Consider the following 21,913-nt stretch of genomic DNA (forward strand, 5'->3'; position numbering starts at 1 on the left):
CCACCCGGGTAGGGTCACTGGGCGTGACCACTGTCATCTCCGTCGTCGTCGCGCTGCTGTTGATCGGCGTCTATCTGAGCTGGACGGCCGGGCGGCTCGACCGGCTGCACGCCAGGATGGACGCGGCCAGGGCCGCGCTGGACGCCCAGCTGCTGCGGCGTGCCTCCATCACCCAGGAACTCGCCACCGCCGGCGTCTTCGACCCCGCCGCCTCGATGGTCCTCTACCAGGCCGCGCACGCCGCCCGTCTCGCCGAGGACGAGCAGCGGGAGGTCGCGGAGAGCGAGCTGACCCAGGCGCTGCGCGCGGTCTTCGCCGAACGGGCCCAGGTGCGGGCGATGTTGGACGCGCCCGGCGGGGAGGCCGGCGCCGAGGAGCTGGTGGCCGCCGTGCGCCGGGTCCCGATGGCCCGCCGGTTCCACAACGACGCGGTCAGGGCGGCCAGGGCCGTCCGCCGCCACCGCACCGTCCGCTGGCTCCGGCTGGCCGGGCACGCGCCGTTCCCGCTGGCCTTCGAGATGGACGACGAACCGCCGGCCGCCCTGGTGGAGCCGTTGCGGGGCGACGGTTCGGCGAGCCACTGAGGGACGATTGGCCCTTCCGGACAAGGCCACCTTCGGGTGAAATGGGGAAGTGCGGCAGCCGTTCGACGGCGTGACGAGCGGGCTCGGGAGGCCCCCACGGTCCGCCCAGACCGTCGTCCTACCATCGACTCGTCGCACGATTACCGTCGCGTAACCCCCCTTCGAGTGAGGTCGATCCGTGTCCAGCACGCCCGAAAGCACCAGCTCCGCCCCGGCGAACCCGGAGACCGGCACCGCCCGCGTCAAGCGCGGCATGGCCGAGCAACTCAAGGGCGGGGTGATCATGGACGTGGTCACCCCCGAGCAGGCCAGGATCGCCGAGGACGCCGGTGCGGTGGCCGTGATGGCCCTGGAACGGGTGCCCGCCGACATCCGCAGGGACGGCGGGGTCGCCCGGATGTCCGACCCGGACATGATCGACGGCATCATCGAGGCCGTCTCCATCCCGGTGATGGCCAAGTCCCGCATCGGGCACCTGGTCGAGGCCCAGGTGCTGCAGGCGCTCGGCGTGGACTACATCGACGAGTCCGAGGTGCTCACCCCGGCCGACGAGGTCAACCACACCGACAAGTGGTCCTTCACCACCCCCTTCGTCTGTGGCGCCACCAACCTGGGCGAGGCCCTGCGGCGGATCGCCGAGGGCGCCGCCATGATCCGCTCCAAGGGCGAGGCCGGCACCGGCAACGTGGTCGAGGCCGTCCGCCACATGCGGCAGATCAGGGGCGAGATCGGCCGGCTGCGGGCGCTGGACAACCACGAGCTGTACGCCGCGGCCAAGGAGCTGCGCGCCCCCTACGAGCTGGTCCGCGAGGTGGCCGAGCTGGGCAAGCTCCCCGTCGTCCTCTTCTCCGCCGGCGGCGTGGCGACCCCGGCCGACGCCGCGCTGATGCGTCAACTCGGCGCCGAGGGCGTCTTCGTCGGCTCCGGCATCTTCAAGTCCGGCGACCCGGCCAAGCGCGCCGCCGCCGTGGTCAAGGCCACCACCTTCTACGACGACCCCAAGGTCGTCGCCGATGTCTCCCGGGGCCTGGGGGAGGCCATGGTCGGCATCAACCTGGACGCGGAGCCGGGCGCCGAGCGCTACGCGAACCGTGGCTGGTGACGCGGAGGCCGCCGCGCCGGCGGTGGGCGTCCTCGCGCTGCAGGGCGACGTCCGCGAGCATCTGACGGCGCTGCGCGCGGCCGGGGCCGAGCCCCGGCCGGTCCGCAGGCCCGAGGAGCTGGCCGCCGTCTCGGGGCTGGTGATCCCCGGCGGCGAGTCCACCACCATCTCCAAGCTGGCAGGCGCCTTCGGCCTGCTGGCCCCGCTGCGCGACCGGGTCGCCGACGGGCTGCCCGTCTACGGCTCCTGCGCCGGGATGATCATGCTCGCCGACAAGATCCTGGACCCGAGATCGGGGCAGGAGACGGTCGGCGGCATCGACATGATCGTCCGCCGCAACGCCTTCGGCCGGCAGAACGAGTCCTTCGAGGCCGCCGTCGAGGTCGCCGGGGTGCCGGGCGGCCCGGTGCGGGGCGTCTTCATCCGCGCCCCCTGGGTCGAGTCCATCGGGGCCGCCGCCGAGTCGATCGCCGAACACCGGGGGCACAGCGTGGCCGTCCGCCAGGGGAACCTGCTGGCGACCGCGTTCCACCCCGAGCTGACCGGCGACCACCGGGTGCACGCGCTCTTCCTCGCCATGGTGCGCGCGGCGGCCCGCTGAGCTGCCGGTAGGATCGCTGGGCGATCGACGTAACGGAAATAGTTGGCGACATCGAAGGAGCAGCGCTGTGTCCGGCCACTCCAAGTGGGCAACCACCAAGCACAAGAAGGCCGTGATCGATGCCAAGCGCGGCAAGCTGTTCGCCAAGCTGATCAAGAACATCGAGGTCGCGGCGCGCACCGGCGGCGGCGACCCGGACGGCAACCCCACGCTCTTCGACGCCATCCAGAAGGCCAAGAAGAGCTCGGTCCCCAACAACAACATCGACCGCGCGGTCAAGCGCGGCGCGGGCCTTGAGGCTGGCGGTGCGGACTACCAGACGATCATGTACGAGGGCTATGGCCCCAACGGTGTCGCCGTGCTGATCGAATGCCTCACCGACAACCGCAACCGCGCCGCCTCCGACGTCCGGGTGGCGATGACCCGCAACGGCGGTTCGATGGCCGACCCGGGCTCGGTCTCCTACCTCTTCAACCGCAAGGGCGTGGTGATCGTCCCCAAGGGCGAACTGGCCGAGGACGATGTGCTGGGCGCGGTGCTCGAGGCGGGCGCCGAGGAGGTCAACGACCTGGGGGAGTCCTACGAGGTGGTCAGCGAGGCCGGCGATCTGGTCGCGGTGCGCACCGCGCTCCAGGAGGCCGACATCGACTACGACTCGGCGGAGGCCAGCTTCGTCCCCACCATGCAGGTGGAGTTGGACGAGGACGGGGCGCGCAAGATCTTCCGCCTCATCGACGCGTTGGAGGACAGCGACGACGTGCAGAACGTCTTCGCCAACTTCGACGTCGCCGACGAGGTGATGGCCAAGGTGGACGCGTAGCGCCTGTCCTGCGGAGCGCCCTCGTACCTCCCGGCCCGGTGTCCGGGAGAGCCGGGCAGGTCCTGGGCCGCGCGTCGCACCGCCGGCGGGTCAACGGCCCGGCCGCAGCGGCTTCTTGGACGGCCCCCACGTGCCGCGTGGGGGCCGTCGCCACGCCGGGCGGCTGCCGCGCGCCGCGCGTTGTCAGTGCCGCCAGGTAGCCTGCCAGGCGGCTGGCCAGCGGGCCGGCCCCTGGGGGCGAGAGCGAGGAGAGCCGGTGCGGGTACTGGGAGTTGACCCGGGGCTGACCCGCTGTGGCATCGGCGTGGTGGACGGCGCGGCCGGCCGCCCGCTGCGGATGCTGGCGGTCGGCGTGATCCGCACCCCGGCGGAGGCCGAGACGGCGTCCCGCCTGGTGGAGATCGAACGCGGCATGGAGGAGTGGTTGGACGCGCACCAGCCGGAATCCGTTGCCGTGGAGCGGGTGTTCAGCCAGCACAACGTGCGCACGGTGATGGGCACGGCCCAGGCCAGCGCGGTCGCCATGCTCTGCGCCGCGCGGCGTGGGCTGCCGGTCGCGCTGCACACCCCCAGCGAGGTCAAGGCCGCCGTCACCGGCAGCGGCCAGGCCGACAAGGCCCAGGTCGGCGCCATGGTCACCCGGCTGCTGCGGCTCGCCGCACCGCCCAAGCCGGCGGACGCGGCCGACGCGCTCGCCCTGGCGATCTGTCATATCTGGCGCGCGCCCGCCCAACAGCGCCTGCGCGCCGCCCAGTCGGCGGCGGTCGCCCGCCTCGTCCCCGCTGTCACCCCACCGGACCCCCCACCGAACTCTTCACCGAAGGGCGGCGCCCCCGCATGATCGCCTTTGTCCAGGGGCCCGTGGCCGCCCTCACCACCGACACCGCGGTGGTCGAGGTCGGCGGCGTCGGGCTCGCCGTGCGCTGCACGCCCCCCACGCTGGCCGCGCTGCGCGTCGGCGAGCCCGCCAGGCTGGCCACCTCGCTGGTGGTCCGCGAGGATTCGCTCACCCTCTACGGCTTCGCCGACGAGGACGAACGACAGGTCTTCGAGCTGCTGCAGACGGCCAGCGGCGTCGGCCCCCGGCTGGCGCAGGCGATGTTGGCCGCGCACCGCCCCGACGGGCTGCGGCTCGCCGTGGCCACGGGGGACGAGAAGGCGCTCACCGCCGTCTCCGGCATCGGCAAGAAGGGCGCGCAGAAGCTTCTGCTGGAGCTGAAGGACCGGCTTGGCGCCCCCGTGGGCTCCCATGCGCCGCAGCCGCCGGCGCAGCGGGCCGGTGGCGGGCCGGCGCCCGGCTGGCGCGACCAGCTGCACGCCGCCCTCGTCGGCCTCGGCTACCAGCCGCGCGAGGCGGAGCGCGCCGTCGAGGTCGTGACGCCGCAGGCCGAGGCCACGCTCGCCGAGGGCGGCCAGCCGGCCGTCGCCGCGCTGCTGCGCACCGCGCTGCAGTCCCTCAACCGCGCCCGCTGACCCGACCGCCCGCTGACCCGATCGCCCGACGTACCCGACCGCGGAGCCCAACCCCCAGGAGGACAGCCGAAGTGAGCCCGGACGACGACAGCGTGGGCGGCGGCGTTGACCGGCTGGTCGGCGCGGTGGCCGACGGCGAGGATCTGGCGGTCGAGGCGGCGCTGCGCCCCAAGGACCTGGGCGAGTTCATCGGGCAGCGACGGGTCCGCGAGCAGCTCGACCTGGTGCTGCGCGCCGCCAGGGCCAGGGGCGGCACGGCGGACCATGTGCTGCTCTCCGGCTCCCCGGGGCTCGGCAAGACCACCCTCTCCATGATCATCGCGGCCGAGATGGCCGCCCCGATCCGCATCACCTCGGGCCCCGCCATCCAGCACGCCGGCGATCTGGCCGCGATCCTCTCCTCGTTGGCCGAGGGAGAGGTCCTTTTCCTGGACGAGATCCACCGCATGTCCCGGCCCGCCGAGGAGATGCTCTACATGGCCATGGAGGACTTCCGCGTCGACGTGGTCGTCGGCAAGGGCCCGGGCGCCACCGCCATCCCGTTGGAGCTGCCCCCGTTCACCCTGGTCGGGGCCACCACCAGGGCGGGGCTGCTGCCGCCCCCGCTGCGCGACCGGTTCGGTTTCACCGGGCACATGGAGTTCTACGAGCCGGCCGAGCTGGAGCGGGTGGTGCACCGCTCGGCCGGGCTGCTGGGCGTCGAGGTCACCGCCGAGGGCGCGGGGGAGATCGCCGGCCGCTCCCGTGGTACCCCCAGGATCGCCAACCGGCTGCTGCGCAGGGTGCGGGACTACGCCCAGATCAGGGCGGACGGGGTGGTCACCAGGGAGGTCGCGGCCAGCGCCCTCGAGGTCTACGAGGTGGACGCCCTGGGCCTCGATCGGCTGGACCGCGCGGTGTTGCGGGCGCTGCTCAAGCTGTTCGGCGGCGGCCCGGTCGGCCTCTCCACGCTGGCGGTCGCGGTGGGGGAGGAGCGGGAGACGGTGGAGGAGGTGGCCGAGCCGTTCCTGGTGCGGGAGGGGCTGCTGGCCCGCACCCCCAGGGGCCGGGTGGCCACCCCGGCGGCCTGGCGGCATCTGGGCCTCACCCCACCCGAGGCGCCCCCCGGCGGACAACCGGGACTGTTCGGGACGTGACGGCGTCCCAGCAGGCGTGAATCGCCCCCCGAGGAACTTCGATAGCATCCTGGACGTTGTTCCCCCGGCGCAGCCTCGCTTAGACTCCGCCGATGCCTTCCGCCCCTAGGTCGGCACCCTGACCCCCGAATGCCGGGCCGTGAAAGCGGCCAAACAAAGGAAATTCCCCCGCCGTGGATATCGCGTTTCTCTTCCCTCTCATTCTGCTCATCGGCGTCATGTTCCTGATGACGCGCTCCGCCAAGAACCGCCAGCGTCAGGCGCTGGAGATGCGGGAATCGATTGAGCCCGGCACCGGTGTGCGGACCATCGGCGGCATGTACGCCGAGGTCAAGGAGGTGCGGGAGGACACGGTAGTGCTGGAAGTCGCGCCCGGCGTGCACACCGTCTACGCCAAGAACGCGATCGCCGTCGTCCTGGACGAGGACGAGTACGAGCGGATCGTCAACGGCGACGAGCCCGAGGACGAGGAGTCCGTGGTCGTCCCCGACGACGCCTCGGCCCTGACCGCCGACGAGGCGGACGACCGGGTGGAGTTGGAGAAGAACGACGGCGAGGACGAGGCGCGGGAGGCCGAGGACTCGTCGGCCAAGCGGCGCGACCGGGGTGACGACGAGGGCGAAAGCGGTTCCAAGGCGTAGGGCTACGGCTTCGGCCGTTCGTCAGTCATTCCCCTGAGCCCTGCCGCGAGCACCGGGTGCGCGGGGCATTGGACAGAGAGAAGACGAGAAGGTGGCGACACCGAAGAAGGGCCTGGGGCCCTCACGAAAGCGGGATCTGAGGTCCCGGGGCCAGGGCAGGCCGGGCATGGCCCTGGCGTTGATCCTGCTGATCGTGGTCGTGCTCACCGGAGGCATGTTCCTGTCGGGGCACACCACGCCACGGCTCGGCATCGACCTCGCCGGCGGAACGAGCATCACGCTCACCGCCCGCCCCGACGCGGGTGACGAGAGCGCGGTCAACGAGACCAACCTGAACACGGCCGTCTCCATCATCGAGCGCCGCGTCAACGGTCTCGGCGTGCAGGAGGCCGAGGTCCAGACCCAGGGCAGCGAGAACATCATCGTCAACATCCCCAAGGGGACCGACGAGGAGCAGGCCAGGGAGCAGGTCGGTACCACCGCCGAGCTGGGCTTCCGCCCCGTGCTCGCGGCGGCGGACGCCCTGCCGCCGCAGGAGCCCGCGCCCGAGGGCGAGGAAGGGGCCGAGGACCCCGCCGAGGAAGGTGCCGAGGAAGGTGCCGACGGCGAGGACCCGGCCGAGGAGGGGGCGGAGGATCCCGAAGCGGATCCCACCGAGGACCCCGCTGAGGACCCGGCGGACGACGCCACCGAGGAGCCCGGCGAGGGCCAGGAGGACCAGAGCCTCGGCGTCCCCGGCGCCGACCGGGACACCGGCGGCCTGTCGCCGGCCTCCTACCGCACCGACGACGAGCCGGCCGACGACGGCGCCGAGTCCGAGGAGCCGGCGGAGGACGGTGCAGAGTCCGAGGAGCCGGCCGAGGACGGTGCCGAGGGCGACGACCCGGCCGCCGACGCCGCCGCTCTCCAGGCCCGCCTCCAGGAGCTGGACTGCACCACGCCGGACGCCAGGCTGGCCGCCAGCCGGGCCGCCGCCGAGGCGAAGGACGAGGAGCCCATCGTCTCCTGCGACGCCGAGCGCCCCGTGAAGTACGCCCTCGGTCCGGTCGGCGTCCCCGGCACCGACGTCAAGGACGCCAACTCCGTCTACGACCCCAACCAGGGGTGGATCGTCCAGATGGAGTTCACCGGCGGCGGCGCCAACCGGTTCGCCGACATCACCTCGCAGCTGTCCACCCAGGTCGAGCCGCAGAACCAGTTCGCCATCGTGCTCGACGGCGAGACTGTCTCCGCGCCCAGCGTCCGGCAGCGGCTCGGCGGTGGCCGCGCCGAGATCTCCGGCACGTTCAACCAGGAGTCGTCGGAAGAGCTGGCCAACATCCTGAAGTACGGCGCGCTGCCGCTGAGCTTCGACGAGGCCAGCGTCTCCACCGTCTCCCCGACCCTGGGCGGCGAGCAGCTGCGCGCCGGTCTGATCGCCGGTGGCATCGGCCTGGGCCTGGTCGTGCTGTACATGCTGCTCTACTACCGCGGTCTGTCTCTGATCGCGCTGGCCAGCCTCGTGATCTCCGGCATCCTGACCTACGCGATCATGGCGCTGCTCGGCCCGGCCATCGGCTTCGCGCTCCATCTGCCGGCCGTCTGCGGCGCGATCGTCGCCATCGGCATCACGGCGGACTCGTTCATCGTCTACTTCGAACGGATAAGGGACGAGATCCGCGAGGGACGCACCCTGCGTCCCGCCGTGGAGCGGGCCTGGCCGCGCGCCCGGCGCACGATCCTGGTCTCCGACTTCGTCTCCTTCCTGGCGGCCGCGGTGCTCTTCATCGTCAGCGTCGGCAAGGTGCAGGGCTTCGCCTTCACGCTGGGCCTCACCACCCTGCTGGACGTGCTGGTGGTCTTCCTCTTCACCAAGCCGCTGATGACGCTGGCGGCCCGGCGGAAGTTCTTCTCCAGCGGGCACCCCTGGTCCGGGCTCGACCCCAGGCGTCTGGGCGCGTCCCCACCGCTGCGCCGAGCGCGCCGTCCGGCCCCCGTTGTTCCCTCCGACCCCAAGGAGGCGTGAGATGTCACGGCTCGGCGATCTCGGCGCCCGGCTCTATCGGGGCGATGTCAAGCTCAACATCGTTGGCCAGCGCAAGGTCTGGTACACCGTCTCCCTGCTGATCACCATCCTCGCGTTCGCGGCCCTGCCGCTGCGCGGTCTCCAGATGGGCGTGGAGTTCGAGGGGGGCGCGATGTTCACCACCCCGCCCACCGAGATCTCCGAGGAGCAGGCCAGGGACGTGGTCAGGGCGGAGACCGGCCATATGCCGCTGGTCAACACCCTGAGCGACGACAGCATGCGGATCCAGGTCGGTGGCCTGGAGCCGGAGCAGTCCAACGAGCTGCGGGCGGCCCTCGCCGAGGAGCTGGGCATCCCCACCTCGGAGCTCAACGCCGAAGTGATCGGCCCCAGTTGGGGTGAGCAGATCGCCGAGCGGGCCTGGCAGGGCCTGGCGATCTTCATGGTGTTGGTGGTCATCTATCTGGCCATCGCCTTCGAGTGGCGGATGGCGCTGGCGGCGCTGATCGCCCTGGTGCACGACCTGACGATCACGGTCGGCGTCTATGCGCTGGTCGGCTTCGAGGTCACCCCCGGCACGGTCATCGGCCTGCTGACCATCCTCGGGTACTCGCTCTACGACACGGTGGTGGTCTTCGACAGCCTCAAGGAGACCACCCACAACGTCACCCGCCAATCCAGGTACACCTACCGGGAGTTGGCCAACCGCAGCCTCAACGCCACCCTGGTGCGCTCCATCAACACCTCGGTGGTGGCGCTGCTGCCGGTCGCCGGCCTGCTCTTCATCGGCGGTGGTCTGCTGGGTGGCGGGATGCTCAACGACATCGCGCTGTCGATCTTCGTCGGCCTGGCGGCCGGTGCCTATTCCTCGATCATGATCGCCACCCCGCTGGTCGCCGACTTCAAGTCGCGGGAGCCGCTGATCGCGGCCAACGACCGGCGCGTTCTCCTCAAGCGCCGCAAGCGCGAGGAGAGCGGGGAGCCGGAGCTGGTCGAGACGGCGGAGGCGGCCAGGAGCGCCGACGCGCCGGCCGACTCCCCGGCGGACGACGCGTCGGGCGATGCGTCGGGCGATGCGTCGGACCAAGGCGGGGCCGACGCGGTCGACGACGACACGGCCACCCCGGTGGGCGCGGCCGGTGGCCAGCGGCGCGGTCCGCGCCGTCAGCCGGTCTCCCGCGGCAGGGGCCGGGGCCGTCCCTCGGGCAAGCGGCGGTGACGGGCGTGACATCGCGCGAGGCCGCTCGGCCGCAGCTCGGTGAGCTGCTGCTGAGCCGGGTCAGGGAGGTCGCCGACTACCCCAAGCCCGGCATCGTGTTCAAGGACATCACCCCGCTGCTGTCCGATCCGGAGGCGTTCTCCGCGACGGTCGACGCGCTGTCCGAGATCGCCAGGGAGCAGCGGGCCACCAAGGTCGTCGGTCTTGAAGCGCGCGGCTTCATCCTCGGCGCCCCGGTGGCGCTGCGCGCCGGGATCGGCTTCATCCCGGTGCGCAAGGCCGGCAAGCTGCCGGGCGCCACCCTGGCGCAGCGGTACGACCTGGAGTACGGCAGCGCGGAGATCGAGATCCACGCCGAGGATCTTTCCCCCGACGACCGGGTGTTGATCGTCGACGACGTGCTGGCCACCGGCGGGACCGCCGAGGCGGCCATCGGCCTGGTGCGGCGCACCGGGGCGCGGCTCGCCGGTCTGGCCGTGCTGATGGAGTTGGGTTTCCTTCCCGGCAGGGAACGTGTGCTCGCCGCCCTGGGCGACACCCCCTACCAGGCGCTCATCACCGTCTGACACAGCGCGTACACAGCAGGGGCGTCCGCCGTCGAGGCGGGCGCCCCCGCGCGTGTGCCGGCTGAACGCGAACGGTTTGCCCGGCCTCGTTACCATGGCAGTCCGATCGTTCCCCGGCCGGACTCTTCTCCACGCCGTGTACGGCCAGGAGGACCGTTCCCCCCGCCGAGCCCACCAGGCGCGGAGAGGGGCCGCACAAGGAGTGCCCTTGCCCGACGACGCCCAGCCGCTCACCTCCACGCAGCGGAAGAACAGCAAGCCCTCCACGGCCCTGAGCTGGCGCGACGGTGGCGCGGACTCCCCGGCGCAGGGCGCCACGGCCCCGCCGGCCACTCCCGCCGTCTCCGGCGTCTCCGGCCGCTCGGGTTCGTCGAACCGGGTCAGGGCGCGGCTGGCCAGACTCGGCGTCCAGCGCTCCACCCCGTACAACCCGGTCCTGGAGCCGCTGCTGCGGGTGGTGCGGGCCAACGACCCCAAGGCGGACACCGCCGCGCTGCGCCAGATCGAGCAGGCGTTCCAGGTCGCCGAGCGGTGGCACCGGGGGCAGAAGCGCAAGAGCGGCGATCCCTACATCACCCACCCGCTGGCCGTCACGACCATCCTGGCCGAGCTGGGCATGGACGCGGCCACCCTGATGGCGGGGCTGCTGCACGACACCGTCGAGGACACCGAGTACGGCCTGGAGACGCTGCGGCGCGACTTCGGCGACCAGGTGGCGCTGCTGGTGGACGGCGTCACCAAGCTGGACAAGGTCAAGTTCGGCGAGGCCGCGCAGGCCGAGACGGTCCGCAAGATGGTCGTCGCCATGGCCAAGGACCCCAGGGTCCTGGTCATCAAGCTGGCCGACCGGCTGCACAACATGCGCACCATGCGGTTCCTGAAGCGGGAGAAGCAGGAGCAGAAGGCCCGCGAGACGCTGGAGATCTACGCCCCGCTGGCGCACCGGCTGGGCATGAACACCATCAAGTGGGAGCTGGAGGATCTGGCCTTCGCCATCCTCTACCCCAAGATGTACGACGAGATCGTGCGGCTGGTCGCGGAGCGGGCGCCCAAGCGGGACGAGTATCTGGCCACGGTGATCGACGAGGTGCAGGCGGATCTGCGCGGCGCCCGGATCAAGGCCACGGTCACCGGACGGCCCAAGCACTATTACAGCGTCTACCAGAAGATGATCGTGCGCGGCCGGGACTTCGCCGAGATCTACGATCTGGTGGGCATCCGCGTCCTGGTGGACACCGTCCGCGACTGCTACGCGGCGCTCGGCACCGTGCACGCCCGGTGGAACCCGGTGCCGGGGCGGTTCAAGGACTACATCGCGATGCCCAAGTTCAACATGTACCAGTCCCTGCACACCACCGTGATAGGCCCTGGCGGCAAGCCCGTCGAACTGCAGATCCGCACCTTCGACATGCACCGGCGGGCCGAGTTCGGCATCGCGGCGCACTGGAAGTACAAGCAGCAGGCCGTCGCCGGCTCGTCCAAGGTCCGCACCGACAGCCCCAAGCGGGCCGGGGACAAGAGCGGCACCGTCAACGACATGGCGTGGCTGCGGCAGTTGCTCGACTGGCAGAAGGAGACGGAGGACCCGGGCGAGTTCCTGGAGTCGCTGCGCTTCGACCTCTCCCGCAACGAGGTCTTCGTCTTCACCCCGACCGGCGACGTGATCGCGCTGCCCGCCGGCGCCACCCCCGTCGACTTCGCCTACGCGGTGCACACCGAGGTGGGCCACCGCACCATAGGCGCCAAGGTCAACGGCCGCCTGGTGCCGCTGGAGTCCACCCTGGACAACGGCGACACCGTGGAGATCTTCACCTCCAAGGCCGACGGCGCCGGCCCGTCCCGCGACTGGCTAGGCTTCGTCAAGTCGCCCAGGGCGCGCAACAAGATCCGTGGCTGGTTCTCCAAGGAGCGCAGGGACGAGGCCATCGAGCAGGGCAAGGACCTGATCGCCCGGGCCATGCGCAAGCAGAACCTGCCCATCCAGAGCGTGCTCACCGGGGACTCCCTGGTCACCCTCGCCCATGAGATGCGCTACCCGGACATCTCGTCCCTCTATGCCGCGATCGGCGAGGGCCATGTCTCGGCGCAGAGCGTGGTGCAGAAGCTGGTCCAGGCGGTCGGCGGCGAGGACGCGGCCAACGAGGACCTGGCCGAGACCGCGCCCCCGGTGCCGGCCGGCGCCCGCCGCCGCTCGGCGGCCGACCCCGGCGTGGTGGTCAAGGGCGTGGAGGACGTCTGGGTCAAGCTCGCCCGCTGTTGTACGCCGGTCCCCGGCGATCCGATCATCGGTTTCGTCACCCGGGGCAACGGCGTCTCGGTGCACCGCGCGGACTGCGTCAACGTCGACTCCCTCTCCCAGGAGCCGGAACGCATCCTGGACGTCGAGTGGGCGCCCACCCAGTCGTCCGTCTTCCTCGTCGCCATCCAGGTCGAGGCGTTGGACCGCTCCCGGCTGCTGTCCGATGTCACCCGGGTCCTCTCCGACCAGCATGTGAACATCCTGTCGGCGGCCGTGCAGACATCGAGGGACCGGGTGGCGACATCCCGGTTCACCTTCGAGATGGGCGACCCCAAGCACCTCGGCCATGTGCTGCGCGCGGTACGCCGCGTCGAGGGCGTCTACGACGTCTACCGGGTCACCTCCCCGCGCCGCCCCTGAGGGCGCGGCACGGAGACACCCGGAGAGAACGGCGGGCGGTCGGGATCAACTCCCGACCGCCCGCCGCCGTTTCCGTTGTCGAACCGGTCAACCACCGAACTCCTGGAGGCCCTTGAGCGCCTGGTCCAGCAGCGCCTGGCGGCCGGCCAGCTCCTGCTCCAGCTTCTCCGCCTTCGCCGTGTTGCCCGCCGCCCGCGCCTTCTCCGCCTGCTCCCGCAGCCGGTCGACGGCGTCCTGCAGCTGGCCGGTCAGCCCCGCGGCGCGGGCCCTGGCCTCCGGGTTGGACCGCCGCCACTCGGCGTCCTCGGCCTCGCGCACCGCGCGTTCCACGGTGTGCATCCGCCCCTCGACCCCGGCCCTGGAGTCACGCGGCACATGGCCGATCGCCTCCCAGCGCTCGCCGATCGAACGCAGCGCCGCCTTGGCCGACTTGAGATCGGTGATCGGCAGCAGCTTCTCCGCCTCGGCGGCCAACTCCTCCTTGCGCGCGAGATTCTCCCGCTGCTCCGAGTCCCGCTCGGCGAACACCGCGCCACGAGCCTGGAAGAAGACGTCCTGCGCGGCCCGGAAACGGGCCCACAGATCCTCCTCCGCGTCCCGGTGCGCCCGGCCCGCGGCCTTCCAGTCCCGCATCAGCTCGCGGTAACGCGTGGCCGTGGCGCCCCAGTCGGTGGATCCGGACAGCGCCTCGGCCTCGCTGATCAGCTTCTCCTTGCGCCGCCTGGTCTCCTCCCGCTGCGCGTCCAGCGCGGCGAAATGCGCCTTGCGCCGCTTGGAGAACGCCGAACGGGCGTGGGAGAAGCGGTGCCACAGCTCGTCGTCGGTCTTGCGGTCGAGCCGGGGCAGGCCCTTCCAGGTGTCCACCAGGGCGCGCAGCCGCTCGCCCGCGGCCCGCCACTGGTCGCTGGCCGCCAACTCCTCGGCCTCGGTGACCAGGGCCTCCTTGGCCGCCCTGGCCTCCTCGCTCTGCTTGGCGCGCGCCGCCTTCCGTTCCTCGCGGCGGGAGTCGACCGTCGCCACCAGCGCGTCAAGACGCTTGCCCAGGGCCAGCAGATCGCCGACGGCGTGGCCCTCGTCCACCTGCGCCCGCAGATGGTCGATGGCGGCCGTGGCGTCCTTGGCGGAGAGGTCCGTGGTGCGCACCCGGCGCTCCAACAGGCCGATCTCCACGACCAGGCCCTCATACTTGCGCTCGAAGTAGGCAAGCGCCTCGTCGGGAGAGCCCGCCTGCCAGGAGCCGACGACCTTTTCCCCGTCGGCTGTCCGCACGTACACGGTCCCCGACTCATCAACACGGCCCCACGGCTCGCTGCTCACAGCGCCTCCTCTTTTGATGCGCGACGGGCTCAACACCCGCGGCACCGTCCACAGTTCTCGCCGGCCCACACCGGCTGCCGGGCCCGCACGCCGACGCGCCAGGCCCCGCACACGGCCAAACATAGGCGACACCCCACCCGGCTGTCCGCACCTTGCCGGGCGGAAATTGCCCCGCGACGGGGGCCGTTTCCTAGGCCACCGGCTCCACCGTCGCCTCATTGATCACGACGGTCGCGTGGGGCGCGGTGTTCCCGCTGGCCGGATCCGGATCGGCCGCGCCCGTCTCGGCGATCATCCCGATCACGTCGAGGCCCCCGGTGACCGTGCCGAACGGGGTGTAGTTCGCGGGGAGTTCGCTGTCCTGGTAGACCACGAAGAACTGGCTGCCGCCGGTGTCGGGGCCGCTGTTGGCCATGGCGACCGTGCCGGCCGGGTAGACGCCGTCGGCCACGGCCGGGTCGTCGAGGTTCTCGTCGGGGAGCGAATAGCCGGGACCGCCCTGTCCGGTGCCCGTCGGATCGCCGCACTGCAGGACGTAGATGCCCTCCGTCACCAGACGGTGGCAGGGCGTGTGGTCGAAGTAGCCCTCGCCGGCCAGGAAGGCGAAGGAGTTGACCGTGTGCGGGGCCGCCGCCGGGTCCAGCGTCAACTCGATGTCGCCACAGGTGGTGGCGAGCCGCATCAGCTGCTCGCCCTCCGTGTCGATCGTCATCTCCGGCTCGCTGTCCCACTGTTGCCCCGAGGGCTCCCCCTCGGCCGGTGGGTCGCAGGGATCCTCCGGGGGCTCCGCCGGCTCGTCGGACGGCTGCTCGTCGAGCGGCTGCTCGGACGTCGCCTGGTCCGAGGTCTCGTCGTCGCCGTTGAGCCAGACCGCCCACGCCGTTCCCGCGCCGGCCACCACGAGCACCGCCACCGCCGCGATCAGGACGCGGTATCTGCGTCCCCGCCTGGCCCGCTCGGCCCTGCGTCGTGCCTGCCGCTCGTACTTGGCCCGCGCGAGTTCCCTGCGCCGCCGCTCCTTGCTGGACACCGCGCTCTCCTTTACGCCACTGGATACTTCATACTTCCACCGGACCTTGTGGCGTCACCGTATACGGGTTCGCCGGCCGCGTACCGTCGCCGGTAGGCTTGGATCGGGCTGAGAACCACGTAGAGAACCACACTGAGAACTACGCTGGGAACGCCCGAGAAGACGACCGAAGGACGACTGTGCTCATCGCAGGCTTTCCCGCCGGCGCCTGGGGGACCAACTGCTACCTGGTGGCGCCCGCGGCCGGTGAGGAGTGCGTGATCATCGACCCGGGGCACCGCGCGGCCCCCGGCGTCGAGGAGACCATCGCCAAGTACCGGCTTCGGCCGGCCGCCGTCATCCTCACCCACGGACATATCGACCATGTGGCCTCCGTCGTCCCGGTCTGCGGCGCCCATGGCGTGCCCGCCTACCTCCACCCCGACGACCGTTACATGCTCAGCGACGTGGAGCGGGCGCTGGGCGCCCGGATCGGCCAGCCGCTGCTGGGCGAGCTGACCATGGGCGAGCCGGACGATCTGCGCGAGCTGACGGACGGGAGCACGCTGGAGCTGGCCGGCCTCTCGTTCTCCGTCGCGCACGCGCCGGGCCATACCGAGGGGTCGGTGACCTTCAGGACACCCGAGGCGGCGGACATCCCGCCGGTGCTGTTCTCGGGCGACCTGCTGTTCGCCGGCTCCATCGGACGCACCGATCTGCCCGGCGGTGACCACGCCGAGATCCTGCGGTCGCTGGCCCGAGTCTGCCTGCCGCTGGAGGATTCGACCGTGGTGCTGTCCGGGCACGGCCCGCAGACCACCATCGGCCGCGAGCGCGCCAGCAACCCCTTTCTGCGGGAGCTGGCCGCCGGCCACGGCGCCGGGGAGACCCCGGCACCGCGACGAGGAATGTGAATCAGCGAGTGAGCGACGACAACTCCACCCCCACCACCCCCCGCACGTTCTCCGCCCCCAAGGGCACCTACGACCTCCTGCCGCCGGACTCCGCGACCTTCCTCGCGGTCCGCGAGGCCGTCGCGGCCCCGCTGCGCGCCGCCGGCTACGGCTATGTGGAGACCCCGGGATTCGAGCAGGTCGAGCTGTTCTCCCGAGGCGTGGGCGAGTCGACGGACATCGTCACCAAGGAGATGTACACCCTCACCACCAAGGGCGGCGACCAGCTGGCGCTGCGGCCCGAGGGCACCGCCTCGGTGCTGCGCGCCGCGCTGCAGGCCAGTCTGCACCGGGTGGGCAACCTCCCGGTCAAGCTCTGGTACTCGGGCTCCTACTACCGCTACGAGCGGCCGCAGGCCGGCCGTTACCGGCACTTCTCCCAGGTGGGCGCCGAGGCCCTGGGCGTCGAGGACCCGGCGCTCGACGCCGAGTTGATCATCCTGGCCGCCGACGCCTACCGCGCGTTGGGCCTGCGCGAGGTCAGGCTGGTGCTCAACTCCCTGGGCGACGCGAACTGCCGCCCCGCGTACCGTGCCACGCTCCAGGCGTTCCTGCGCGGGCTCGACCTGGACGAGCCGACCAGGGAGCGGATCGAGATCAACCCGCTGCGGGTGCTGGACGACAAGCGGGAGAGCGTGCGGAGCCAGCTGGCCGACGCACCGCGGATCCCGGACCACCTCTGCGACGACTGCCGCGCCTACCACGCCTCGGTGCGCGCCCTGCTCACGGAGGCCGGCGTCCCCTTTGTCGACGATCCCCGGCTGGTGCGCGGGCTCGACTACTACACCCGCACCACCTTCGAGTTCGTCCACGACGCGCTCGGCGCCCAGTCCGGCGTGGGCGGCGGCGGACGGTACGACGGGCTCTCGGAGATGATCGGCGGCCCGGCCCTGCCGTCCGTCGGCTGGGCGTTGGGCGTGGACCGCATCGTGCTGGCGCTGCGCGCCGAGGGCGTGACGCCGGAGGTGCCGGCCACCACGGACGTCTATGCCGTCCCGCTCGGCGAGGCCGCCAGGAGCGCGCTCTTCCCGCTGGTCACCGAGCTGCGCAGGGCCGGGGTCGCGGCCGACTTCGCCTATGGCGGCAAGGGCGTCAAATCGGCGATGAAGTCGGCGAACCGCAGTGGCGCACGGATCGCGCTGGTGGCCGGCGACCGGGATCTGGCGGACGGCGTGCTCCAGCTCAAGGACCTCTCCAGCGGCGAGCAGTGGCCGGTCCCGCTCGACCAGGTGCCGGCCGAGGTGGCCAAGCTGCTCGGCTGACCGTCCTCGGTCGCCGGCTTGCCGGCTTGCCGGCTTGCGGGCTTTCGTCAACGGTCGGCTGACCGGGTCCTCTTTTCGGGCAACGTCGACCGACCGCGGTCACCGGCGGTGCATTGGTGATCAACGGGGCGTATCGGGCGGGGAATCGGCCCGATACGCCTCGGGCGTTGACGACGGCCTTACAACGGCGCTGATTGACTGGTAGAGAATGGGGTCCGGACCCGGGACAGAGCGGATTGGGCGACATGGGAGTAGATGGGGCAGTGGACGCGGCCGAGGACGCGGCGGTGGACGAGGCGCGCACGGCGGACGAGCCCGTGCGGAGCGGGGGCGGCGGCGCGGTGGGCGCCGGGCGCGCCTTCGCGCTGACGCTGGTGATCACCGGCTTCGCCGGGCTGTTGGCCGCCTGGGTCATCACGCTGGACAAGTTCAAGCTCCTTGAGGACCCGGACTTCACGCCGGCGTGCAGCCTCAACCCGGTGATCTCCTGCGGCAGCATCATGGAGAGCGATCAGGCCAAGGCGTTCGGCTTCCCCAACCCGATGCTGGGCCTGGTCACCTACGGCGTGGTGATCGCCATCGGCATGGGCCTGTTGGCCGGCGCCCGCTACCAGCGCTGGTTCTGGCTCGGCCTCCAGGCGGGCACGCTCTTCGGCGTCGGCTTCTGCACCTGGCTGCAGTACCAGTCGTTCTACGAGATCAACGCGCTCTGCCTCTGGTGCTGCCTGGCCTGGGTCGCCACCATCGTGATGTTCTGGTACACCACCCTGCACAACGTCCGGCAGGGCTTCCTCCCCGTCCCGCGCGGCGTGCGCAACGTCCTGGAGGAGTTCCACTGGCTCTTCCCCGTCGTGCACATCGGCGTGATCGGGATGCTGATCCTGACCCGCTGGTGGGACTTCTGGACCAGCTGACCGGCCGCTGACCACCGCCCGCGCCGAGGGCGTTGTCAGAGGGGTGGCTTAGGGTCGGTGCCGTGGAGCCCGACCTGTTCACCGCCGCCGCCGAAGAGCGCGCCGAGAAGGACCCCACGGCCAGTCCGCTGGCCGTCCGGATGCGTCCCCGCACCCTTGACGACGTCGTGGGCCAGAGTCATCTGCTGCGCCCGGGCGCGCCCCTGCGCCGGCTGGTGGGGGAGGGGGCCGGCGGCCCCGCCGGCCCCTCGTCGGTGATCCTCTGGGGCCCGCCCGGCACGGGCAAGACCACGCTGGCCCATGTGGTCAGCCAGGCCACCGACAAGCGCTTCGTCGAGCTGTCCGCGATCACCGCCGGGGTCAAGGAGGTGCGCGCCGTGATCGACGGCGCCCGCCGCTCGTCGGGCGGGTTCGGCAAGGACACGGTCCTCTTCCTGGACGAGATCCACCGCTTCAGCAAGGCCCAACAGGACTCCCTGCTGCCCGCCGTGGAGAACCGCTGGGTCACGCTGATCGCCGCCACCACGGAGAACCCGTACTTCTCGGTGATCTCGCCGCTGCTCTCCCGTTCCCTGCTGCTCACCCTCGAACCGCTCACCGCCGACGATCTGCGCGGCCTGCTGCGGCGCGCCGTGCGGGACGAGCGGGGCCTGGGCGGCGCCGTGACGCTCCCGGAGGACACCGAGGAGCATCTGCTGCGGATCGCCGGCGGGGACGCGCGACGCGCGCTCACGGCGCTGGAGGCGGGCGCCGGCGCCGCGTTGGCCGAGGGGCGGTCCGAGATCGCCCTGGCGGCCCTTGAGGCGGCGGTGGACCGCGCCGCCGTCGCCTACGACCGGGACGGCGATCAGCACTACGACGTGGCCAGCGCGTTGATCAAGTCGGTGCGGGGCTCCGATGTGGACGCGGCCCTGCACTATCTGGCCCGGATGATCGAGGCCGGCGAGGATCCCCGGTTCATCGCCAGGCGGTTGATGATCTCCGCCAGCGAGGACATCGGGATGGCCGATCCCACGGCCCTGGGGACCGCGGTGGCCGCCGCCCAGGCGGTGGCGCTGATCGGCTTCCCCGAGGCGGCGATCACGCTCAGCCAGGCCACCATCGCGCTGGCCCTCGCGCCCAAGTCCAACGCCGCCGTCATGGCGATCGGCGCGGCCCAGGCGGATGTCAGGGCGGGGCTGGCGGGCCCGGTGCCACCGCATCTGCGGGACGGCCACTACCAGGGCGCCAAGAAGCTCGGCCACGCCCTGGACTACCAGTACCCGCACGATCTGCCCGGCGGCATCGCGGGCCAGCAGTACGCGCCCGACGCGGTCGACGGCAAGCGCTACTACCAGCCCACCCGCCATGGCGCCGAGGCTCGGTACGCCGAGGTGCTGGAGCGGGTCCGCGAGCGGCTGGCGGACCGCCCCCGGCGGCCATGAGGCCGCGTCAGGGCGTTTCCGCGGCCGTCTCGAAGAGCCAGCGCATCGCGCGGCGCAGCTGCCCGACGTCGTTGACCGGCTCGGGGAAGTCGAAGCGCGCGTCGAAGCAGGAGTTGTCGGTGCGGCAGCGCAGCCGCAGGCCGTAGCGGTCCAGGCTCAGCGGGGCGATCTGGCGCGGTTTGGCGCATTCGGCGGACTGCTCGCCCAGAAGTGAGCACAGCGAACGGAGTTGCGAGGCGTGGCTGGCGGCGAGGTGCTGAAGCAGCTCGGCCTCGTGGCGGGAGAGCGGATCGGCGTCCGCCCGCGCGAACTCGTCCGGCTCGACATGCTCCTGCCCCCAGAGGTCGTCGACATACGCCTCGCCGACCTCCATCCGCAGCAGCGTCCAGGCCGGCCCCGGCACCGGCCCGGCCGGGTGCGCCCGTGCCAGCAGCCGGCGGCAGGCGCCGCTCTCGGACGCGGGGACGGCGGTCAGCCAACCGGCCACCCAGGACCGCCCACGGATGCGTTGGGGCACCGAAACGGGTGCGACATCTGTGATTTCCATCACGGCCGTGACCTCGTCATGATGGGCGTGTACCGCCGTACGCCCGGCGAACGAGTCCGTCGGGACCAACAACAACACATCCCCGGTGGGCGTGACCGCTCGGGCCTCCGGCACACTGGGGGCGGTGTTGTCGACTCCGTCTCGTTCCGTACCCGGAATGGTGAGGGCGGCCGAGGCGTTCGACTCCACCAGAGTGCGCACCCGCTCGGCGGCCGTTGGCTGTTGGGTTTCCTCCATGGGACGCGGCTGGCTCGCTTCCCGGCTCCGGTGACCGGATTCGGGCAGGGGGCTCCCAGGTCGAATCATGCGCACTCCTCAGCTAAGGTAAGCCTCACCTAACTTACACGGAGGTCCGTTCAACGTGAACCAGTCGCGTCCCAAGGTCAAGAAGTCACGCGCACTTGGCATCGCGCTCACGCCGAAGGCGGTCAAGTACTTCGAGCGGCGCCCCTACCCGCCGGGTGAGCACGGGCGTGGCCGCAAGCAGAACAGCGACTACAAGGTCCGTCTGCTGGAGAAGCAGCGGCTGCGGGCCCAGTACGACATCAGCGAGCGGCAGATGGTGCGCGCGTACGACCGCGCCAGGAAGGTCACCGGCAAGGCCGGTGAGGCGCTGATCGTCGAGCTGGAGCGTCGCCTCGACGCGCTGGTGCTCCGCTCGGGCCTTGCCAGGACGATCTACCAGGCCCGCCAGATGGTGGTGCACGGTCACATCGCGGTCAACGACCGCAAGGTGGACAAGCCGTCGTTCCGGGTCAGCCCCGACGACGTGATCACCGTCCGCGAGCGCAGCCGGGACAAGCACCCGTTCCTGGTGGCCCGCGAGGGCGGCTACGCCGGTGACGGCGAGACCCCGCGCTACCTGCAGGTCAACCTCCCCGCGTTGGCGTTCCGGCTGGACCGCAACCCCAACCGCAGCGAGATCCCCGTGATCTGCGACGAGCAGCTGGTCGTGGAGTACTACGCCCGCTGAGGCCTTGCCGGCCCGGCTGTGCGGATTCCGGGCGGTGCTCCGGCCGGCAGTGCCCTCACGGGCACGCCGGCCGGAGCACCGCCCTTTCGCGCGTCTGCGTGTCTGCGCGTGGGCGCTTCCGCGCGGGGCGGGCGGCGGGGCTTGCTGTTCCCCGGGGGCGGGGTGGCACGGGCCGGCCCGGCCGGGCGACAGCGAGAGCGGCGGCGCCTTGGAACCGTTCCCTCGGGGTGGCGTGGCGCGCGGGGTGGTCCCGGGCTCTCCGAGGCGGGCTTCCGGCCTTGAGCGGGACGCTCACGCGCGACCGGTGCCGGCGACGGCGTCGGCGCCGGTCGCGAGCTGCAACCGGGCGGCACCGTCGGCACGTTGAAGCCCTGTTCCGCTCCGACGGCGGGCGAGCAGTCCCCCCGGCCCGCCGGACGCCGTGGCTGTTCTGGGGTGGTGGGTCCTGGGTGTCGCGTGGGTTCCCCTGGCCCGCCGGGGCATGGTCCGTCGCCCGCCGGTGAGCGGCGTGGCCGTTCTGGCGGTGGTGGGTTGGTGGCCGTGGTGGGCCTCACGCGTGGCGCGGTGCCCCAACGGTCGGTTTGCCGGCGCATGGTGTGGCCGGCGGGGGTCCGGCGTCCGCCGGACGTCGTGGCCGTTCTCGCAAGGTCCGTTGCCGGTGCAGGGCGCATGGCGTGGTCGGTGGGCCCCTGGGTGTCGCGTGGGTTC

At 71.8% G+C, this 21,913-nt stretch carries 20 protein-coding genes; 17 read left to right on the plus strand and 3 right to left on the minus strand.

Annotated features, from left to right (window positions below):
• The first annotated feature begins 23 nt into the window (after window positions 1-23).
• The 12 genes from AOM46_RS25415 (at window position 24) to AOM46_RS25470 (ending at window position 12,806) form a co-directional block, all read left to right on the plus strand.
• A complete protein-coding gene (locus tag AOM46_RS25415; RefSeq protein ID WP_062215524.1) occupies window positions 24-584 on the plus strand; it encodes a hypothetical protein in 561 nt (186 codons plus the stop codon).
• 178 nt (window positions 585-762) lie between these two features.
• Window positions 763-1,686, plus strand: a complete 924-nt coding sequence (gene pdxS, locus AOM46_RS25420; RefSeq protein WP_062215526.1) for a pyridoxal 5'-phosphate synthase lyase subunit PdxS — start codon at window positions 763-765, stop codon at window positions 1,684-1,686.
• Window positions 1,676-2,287 (plus strand): pyridoxal 5'-phosphate synthase glutaminase subunit PdxT, encoded by a 612-nt coding sequence (gene pdxT / locus AOM46_RS25425; RefSeq protein WP_062215527.1) that lies wholly within the window; start codon window positions 1,676-1,678, stop codon window positions 2,285-2,287. The genes pdxS and pdxT overlap by 11 nt, the downstream gene beginning before the upstream one ends.
• Before the next feature lie 67 nt (window positions 2,288-2,354).
• On the plus strand, window positions 2,355-3,107 hold the full coding sequence (locus tag AOM46_RS25430; RefSeq protein WP_062215530.1) for a YebC/PmpR family DNA-binding transcriptional regulator: 753 nt from the start codon (window positions 2,355-2,357) through the stop codon (window positions 3,105-3,107).
• 256 nt (window positions 3,108-3,363) lie between these two features.
• A complete protein-coding gene (ruvC, locus tag AOM46_RS25435) occupies window positions 3,364-3,948 on the plus strand; it encodes a crossover junction endodeoxyribonuclease RuvC (RefSeq protein WP_062215532.1) in 585 nt (194 codons plus the stop codon).
• Entirely contained in the window at window positions 3,945-4,580 is a 636-nt protein-coding gene (gene ruvA / locus AOM46_RS25440; protein WP_062215533.1) for a Holliday junction branch migration protein RuvA, read from the plus strand. Before ruvC ends, ruvA begins: the two co-directional genes overlap by 4 nt.
• A 71-nt stretch (window positions 4,581-4,651) precedes the next feature.
• Entirely contained in the window at window positions 4,652-5,716 is a 1,065-nt protein-coding gene (gene ruvB / locus AOM46_RS25445) for a Holliday junction branch migration DNA helicase RuvB (RefSeq protein WP_062215535.1), read from the plus strand.
• A 173-nt stretch (window positions 5,717-5,889) separates the two neighbouring features.
• A complete protein-coding gene (gene yajC / locus AOM46_RS25450; protein WP_062215537.1) occupies window positions 5,890-6,357 on the plus strand; it encodes a preprotein translocase subunit YajC in 468 nt (155 codons plus the stop codon).
• A 91-nt stretch (window positions 6,358-6,448) separates the two neighbouring features.
• Window positions 6,449-8,362 (plus strand): protein translocase subunit SecD, encoded by a 1,914-nt coding sequence (secD, locus tag AOM46_RS25455; RefSeq protein ID WP_062215539.1) that lies wholly within the window; start codon window positions 6,449-6,451, stop codon window positions 8,360-8,362.
• A 1-nt stretch (window position 8,363) separates the two neighbouring features.
• On the plus strand, window positions 8,364-9,581 hold the full coding sequence (gene secF / locus AOM46_RS25460) for a protein translocase subunit SecF (protein WP_062215541.1): 1,218 nt from the start codon (window positions 8,364-8,366) through the stop codon (window positions 9,579-9,581).
• Entirely contained in the window at window positions 9,578-10,147 is a 570-nt protein-coding gene (locus tag AOM46_RS25465; protein WP_078857181.1) for an adenine phosphoribosyltransferase, read from the plus strand. The genes secF and AOM46_RS25465 overlap by 4 nt, the downstream gene beginning before the upstream one ends.
• Before the next feature lie 208 nt (window positions 10,148-10,355).
• Window positions 10,356-12,806 carry a bifunctional (p)ppGpp synthetase/guanosine-3',5'-bis(diphosphate) 3'-pyrophosphohydrolase gene (locus tag AOM46_RS25470; protein WP_062215544.1) on the plus strand — a complete coding sequence of 817 codons (2,451 nt, stop codon included), beginning with the start codon at window positions 10,356-10,358 and terminating at the stop codon, window positions 12,804-12,806.
• A gap of 87 nt (window positions 12,807-12,893) precedes the next feature.
• Here the strand turns inward: AOM46_RS25470 and AOM46_RS25475 are convergent, their stop codons facing one another.
• Window positions 12,894-14,123, minus strand: coding sequence for a DUF349 domain-containing protein (locus AOM46_RS25475; RefSeq protein ID WP_062215546.1), 1,230 nt, complete (start codon window positions 14,121-14,123; stop codon window positions 12,894-12,896).
• Window positions 14,124-14,313: 190 nt separating this feature from the next.
• Window positions 14,314-15,153, minus strand: coding sequence for a peptidylprolyl isomerase (locus AOM46_RS25480; protein ID WP_062215549.1), 840 nt, complete (start codon window positions 15,151-15,153; stop codon window positions 14,314-14,316).
• Between the two features lie 179 nt (window positions 15,154-15,332).
• On the opposite strand from AOM46_RS25480, the gene AOM46_RS25485 reads away from it, so the two are divergent.
• From AOM46_RS25485 to AOM46_RS25500, 4 genes are all read left to right on the plus strand, one after another.
• Entirely contained in the window at window positions 15,333-16,046 is a 714-nt protein-coding gene (locus tag AOM46_RS25485; RefSeq protein ID WP_062215551.1) for an MBL fold metallo-hydrolase, read from the plus strand.
• 8 nt (window positions 16,047-16,054) lie between these two features.
• Entirely contained in the window at window positions 16,055-17,347 is a 1,293-nt protein-coding gene (hisS, locus tag AOM46_RS25490) for a histidine--tRNA ligase (protein WP_062215553.1), read from the plus strand.
• Between the two features lie 245 nt (window positions 17,348-17,592).
• Window positions 17,593-18,261 carry a vitamin K epoxide reductase family protein gene (locus AOM46_RS25495; RefSeq protein ID WP_078857183.1) on the plus strand — a complete coding sequence of 223 codons (669 nt, stop codon included), beginning with the start codon at window positions 17,593-17,595 and terminating at the stop codon, window positions 18,259-18,261.
• 62 nt (window positions 18,262-18,323) lie between these two features.
• On the plus strand, window positions 18,324-19,685 hold the full coding sequence (locus AOM46_RS25500) for a replication-associated recombination protein A (protein ID WP_062215555.1): 1,362 nt from the start codon (window positions 18,324-18,326) through the stop codon (window positions 19,683-19,685).
• Between the two features lie 7 nt (window positions 19,686-19,692).
• Here the strand turns inward: AOM46_RS25500 and AOM46_RS25505 are convergent, their stop codons facing one another.
• The gene (locus tag AOM46_RS25505) at window positions 19,693-20,469 is read right to left on the minus strand and encodes a DUF2470 domain-containing protein (protein WP_062215557.1); all 777 of its coding nucleotides are present in this window, start codon (window positions 20,467-20,469) and stop codon (window positions 19,693-19,695) included.
• Between the two features lie 124 nt (window positions 20,470-20,593).
• On the opposite strand from AOM46_RS25505, the gene rpsD reads away from it, so the two are divergent.
• Window positions 20,594-21,205, plus strand: coding sequence for a 30S ribosomal protein S4 (rpsD, locus tag AOM46_RS25510; RefSeq protein ID WP_062215559.1), 612 nt, complete (start codon window positions 20,594-20,596; stop codon window positions 21,203-21,205).
• Window positions 21,206-21,913 lie beyond the last annotated feature (708 nt).

Origin of the sequence: Streptomyces sp. NBRC 109706, assembly GCF_000974485.1 — a bacterium.
Lineage (GTDB): Bacteria > Actinomycetota > Actinomycetes > Streptomycetales > Streptomycetaceae > Streptomyces.

Coding starts and splice junctions, on each gene's coding strand:
- ruvA (WP_062215533.1), top strand. CDS start 3,945: ATGATCGCCTTTGTCCAGGGGCCCGTGGCCGCCCTCACCACCGACACC.
- AOM46_RS25505 (WP_062215557.1), bottom strand. CDS start 20,469: ATGGAGGAAACCCAACAGCCAACGGCCGCCGAGCGGGTGCGCACTCTG.
- AOM46_RS25495 (WP_078857183.1), top strand. CDS start 17,593: ATGGGAGTAGATGGGGCAGTGGACGCGGCCGAGGACGCGGCGGTGGAC.
- secF (WP_062215541.1), top strand. CDS start 8,364: ATGTCACGGCTCGGCGATCTCGGCGCCCGGCTCTATCGGGGCGATGTC.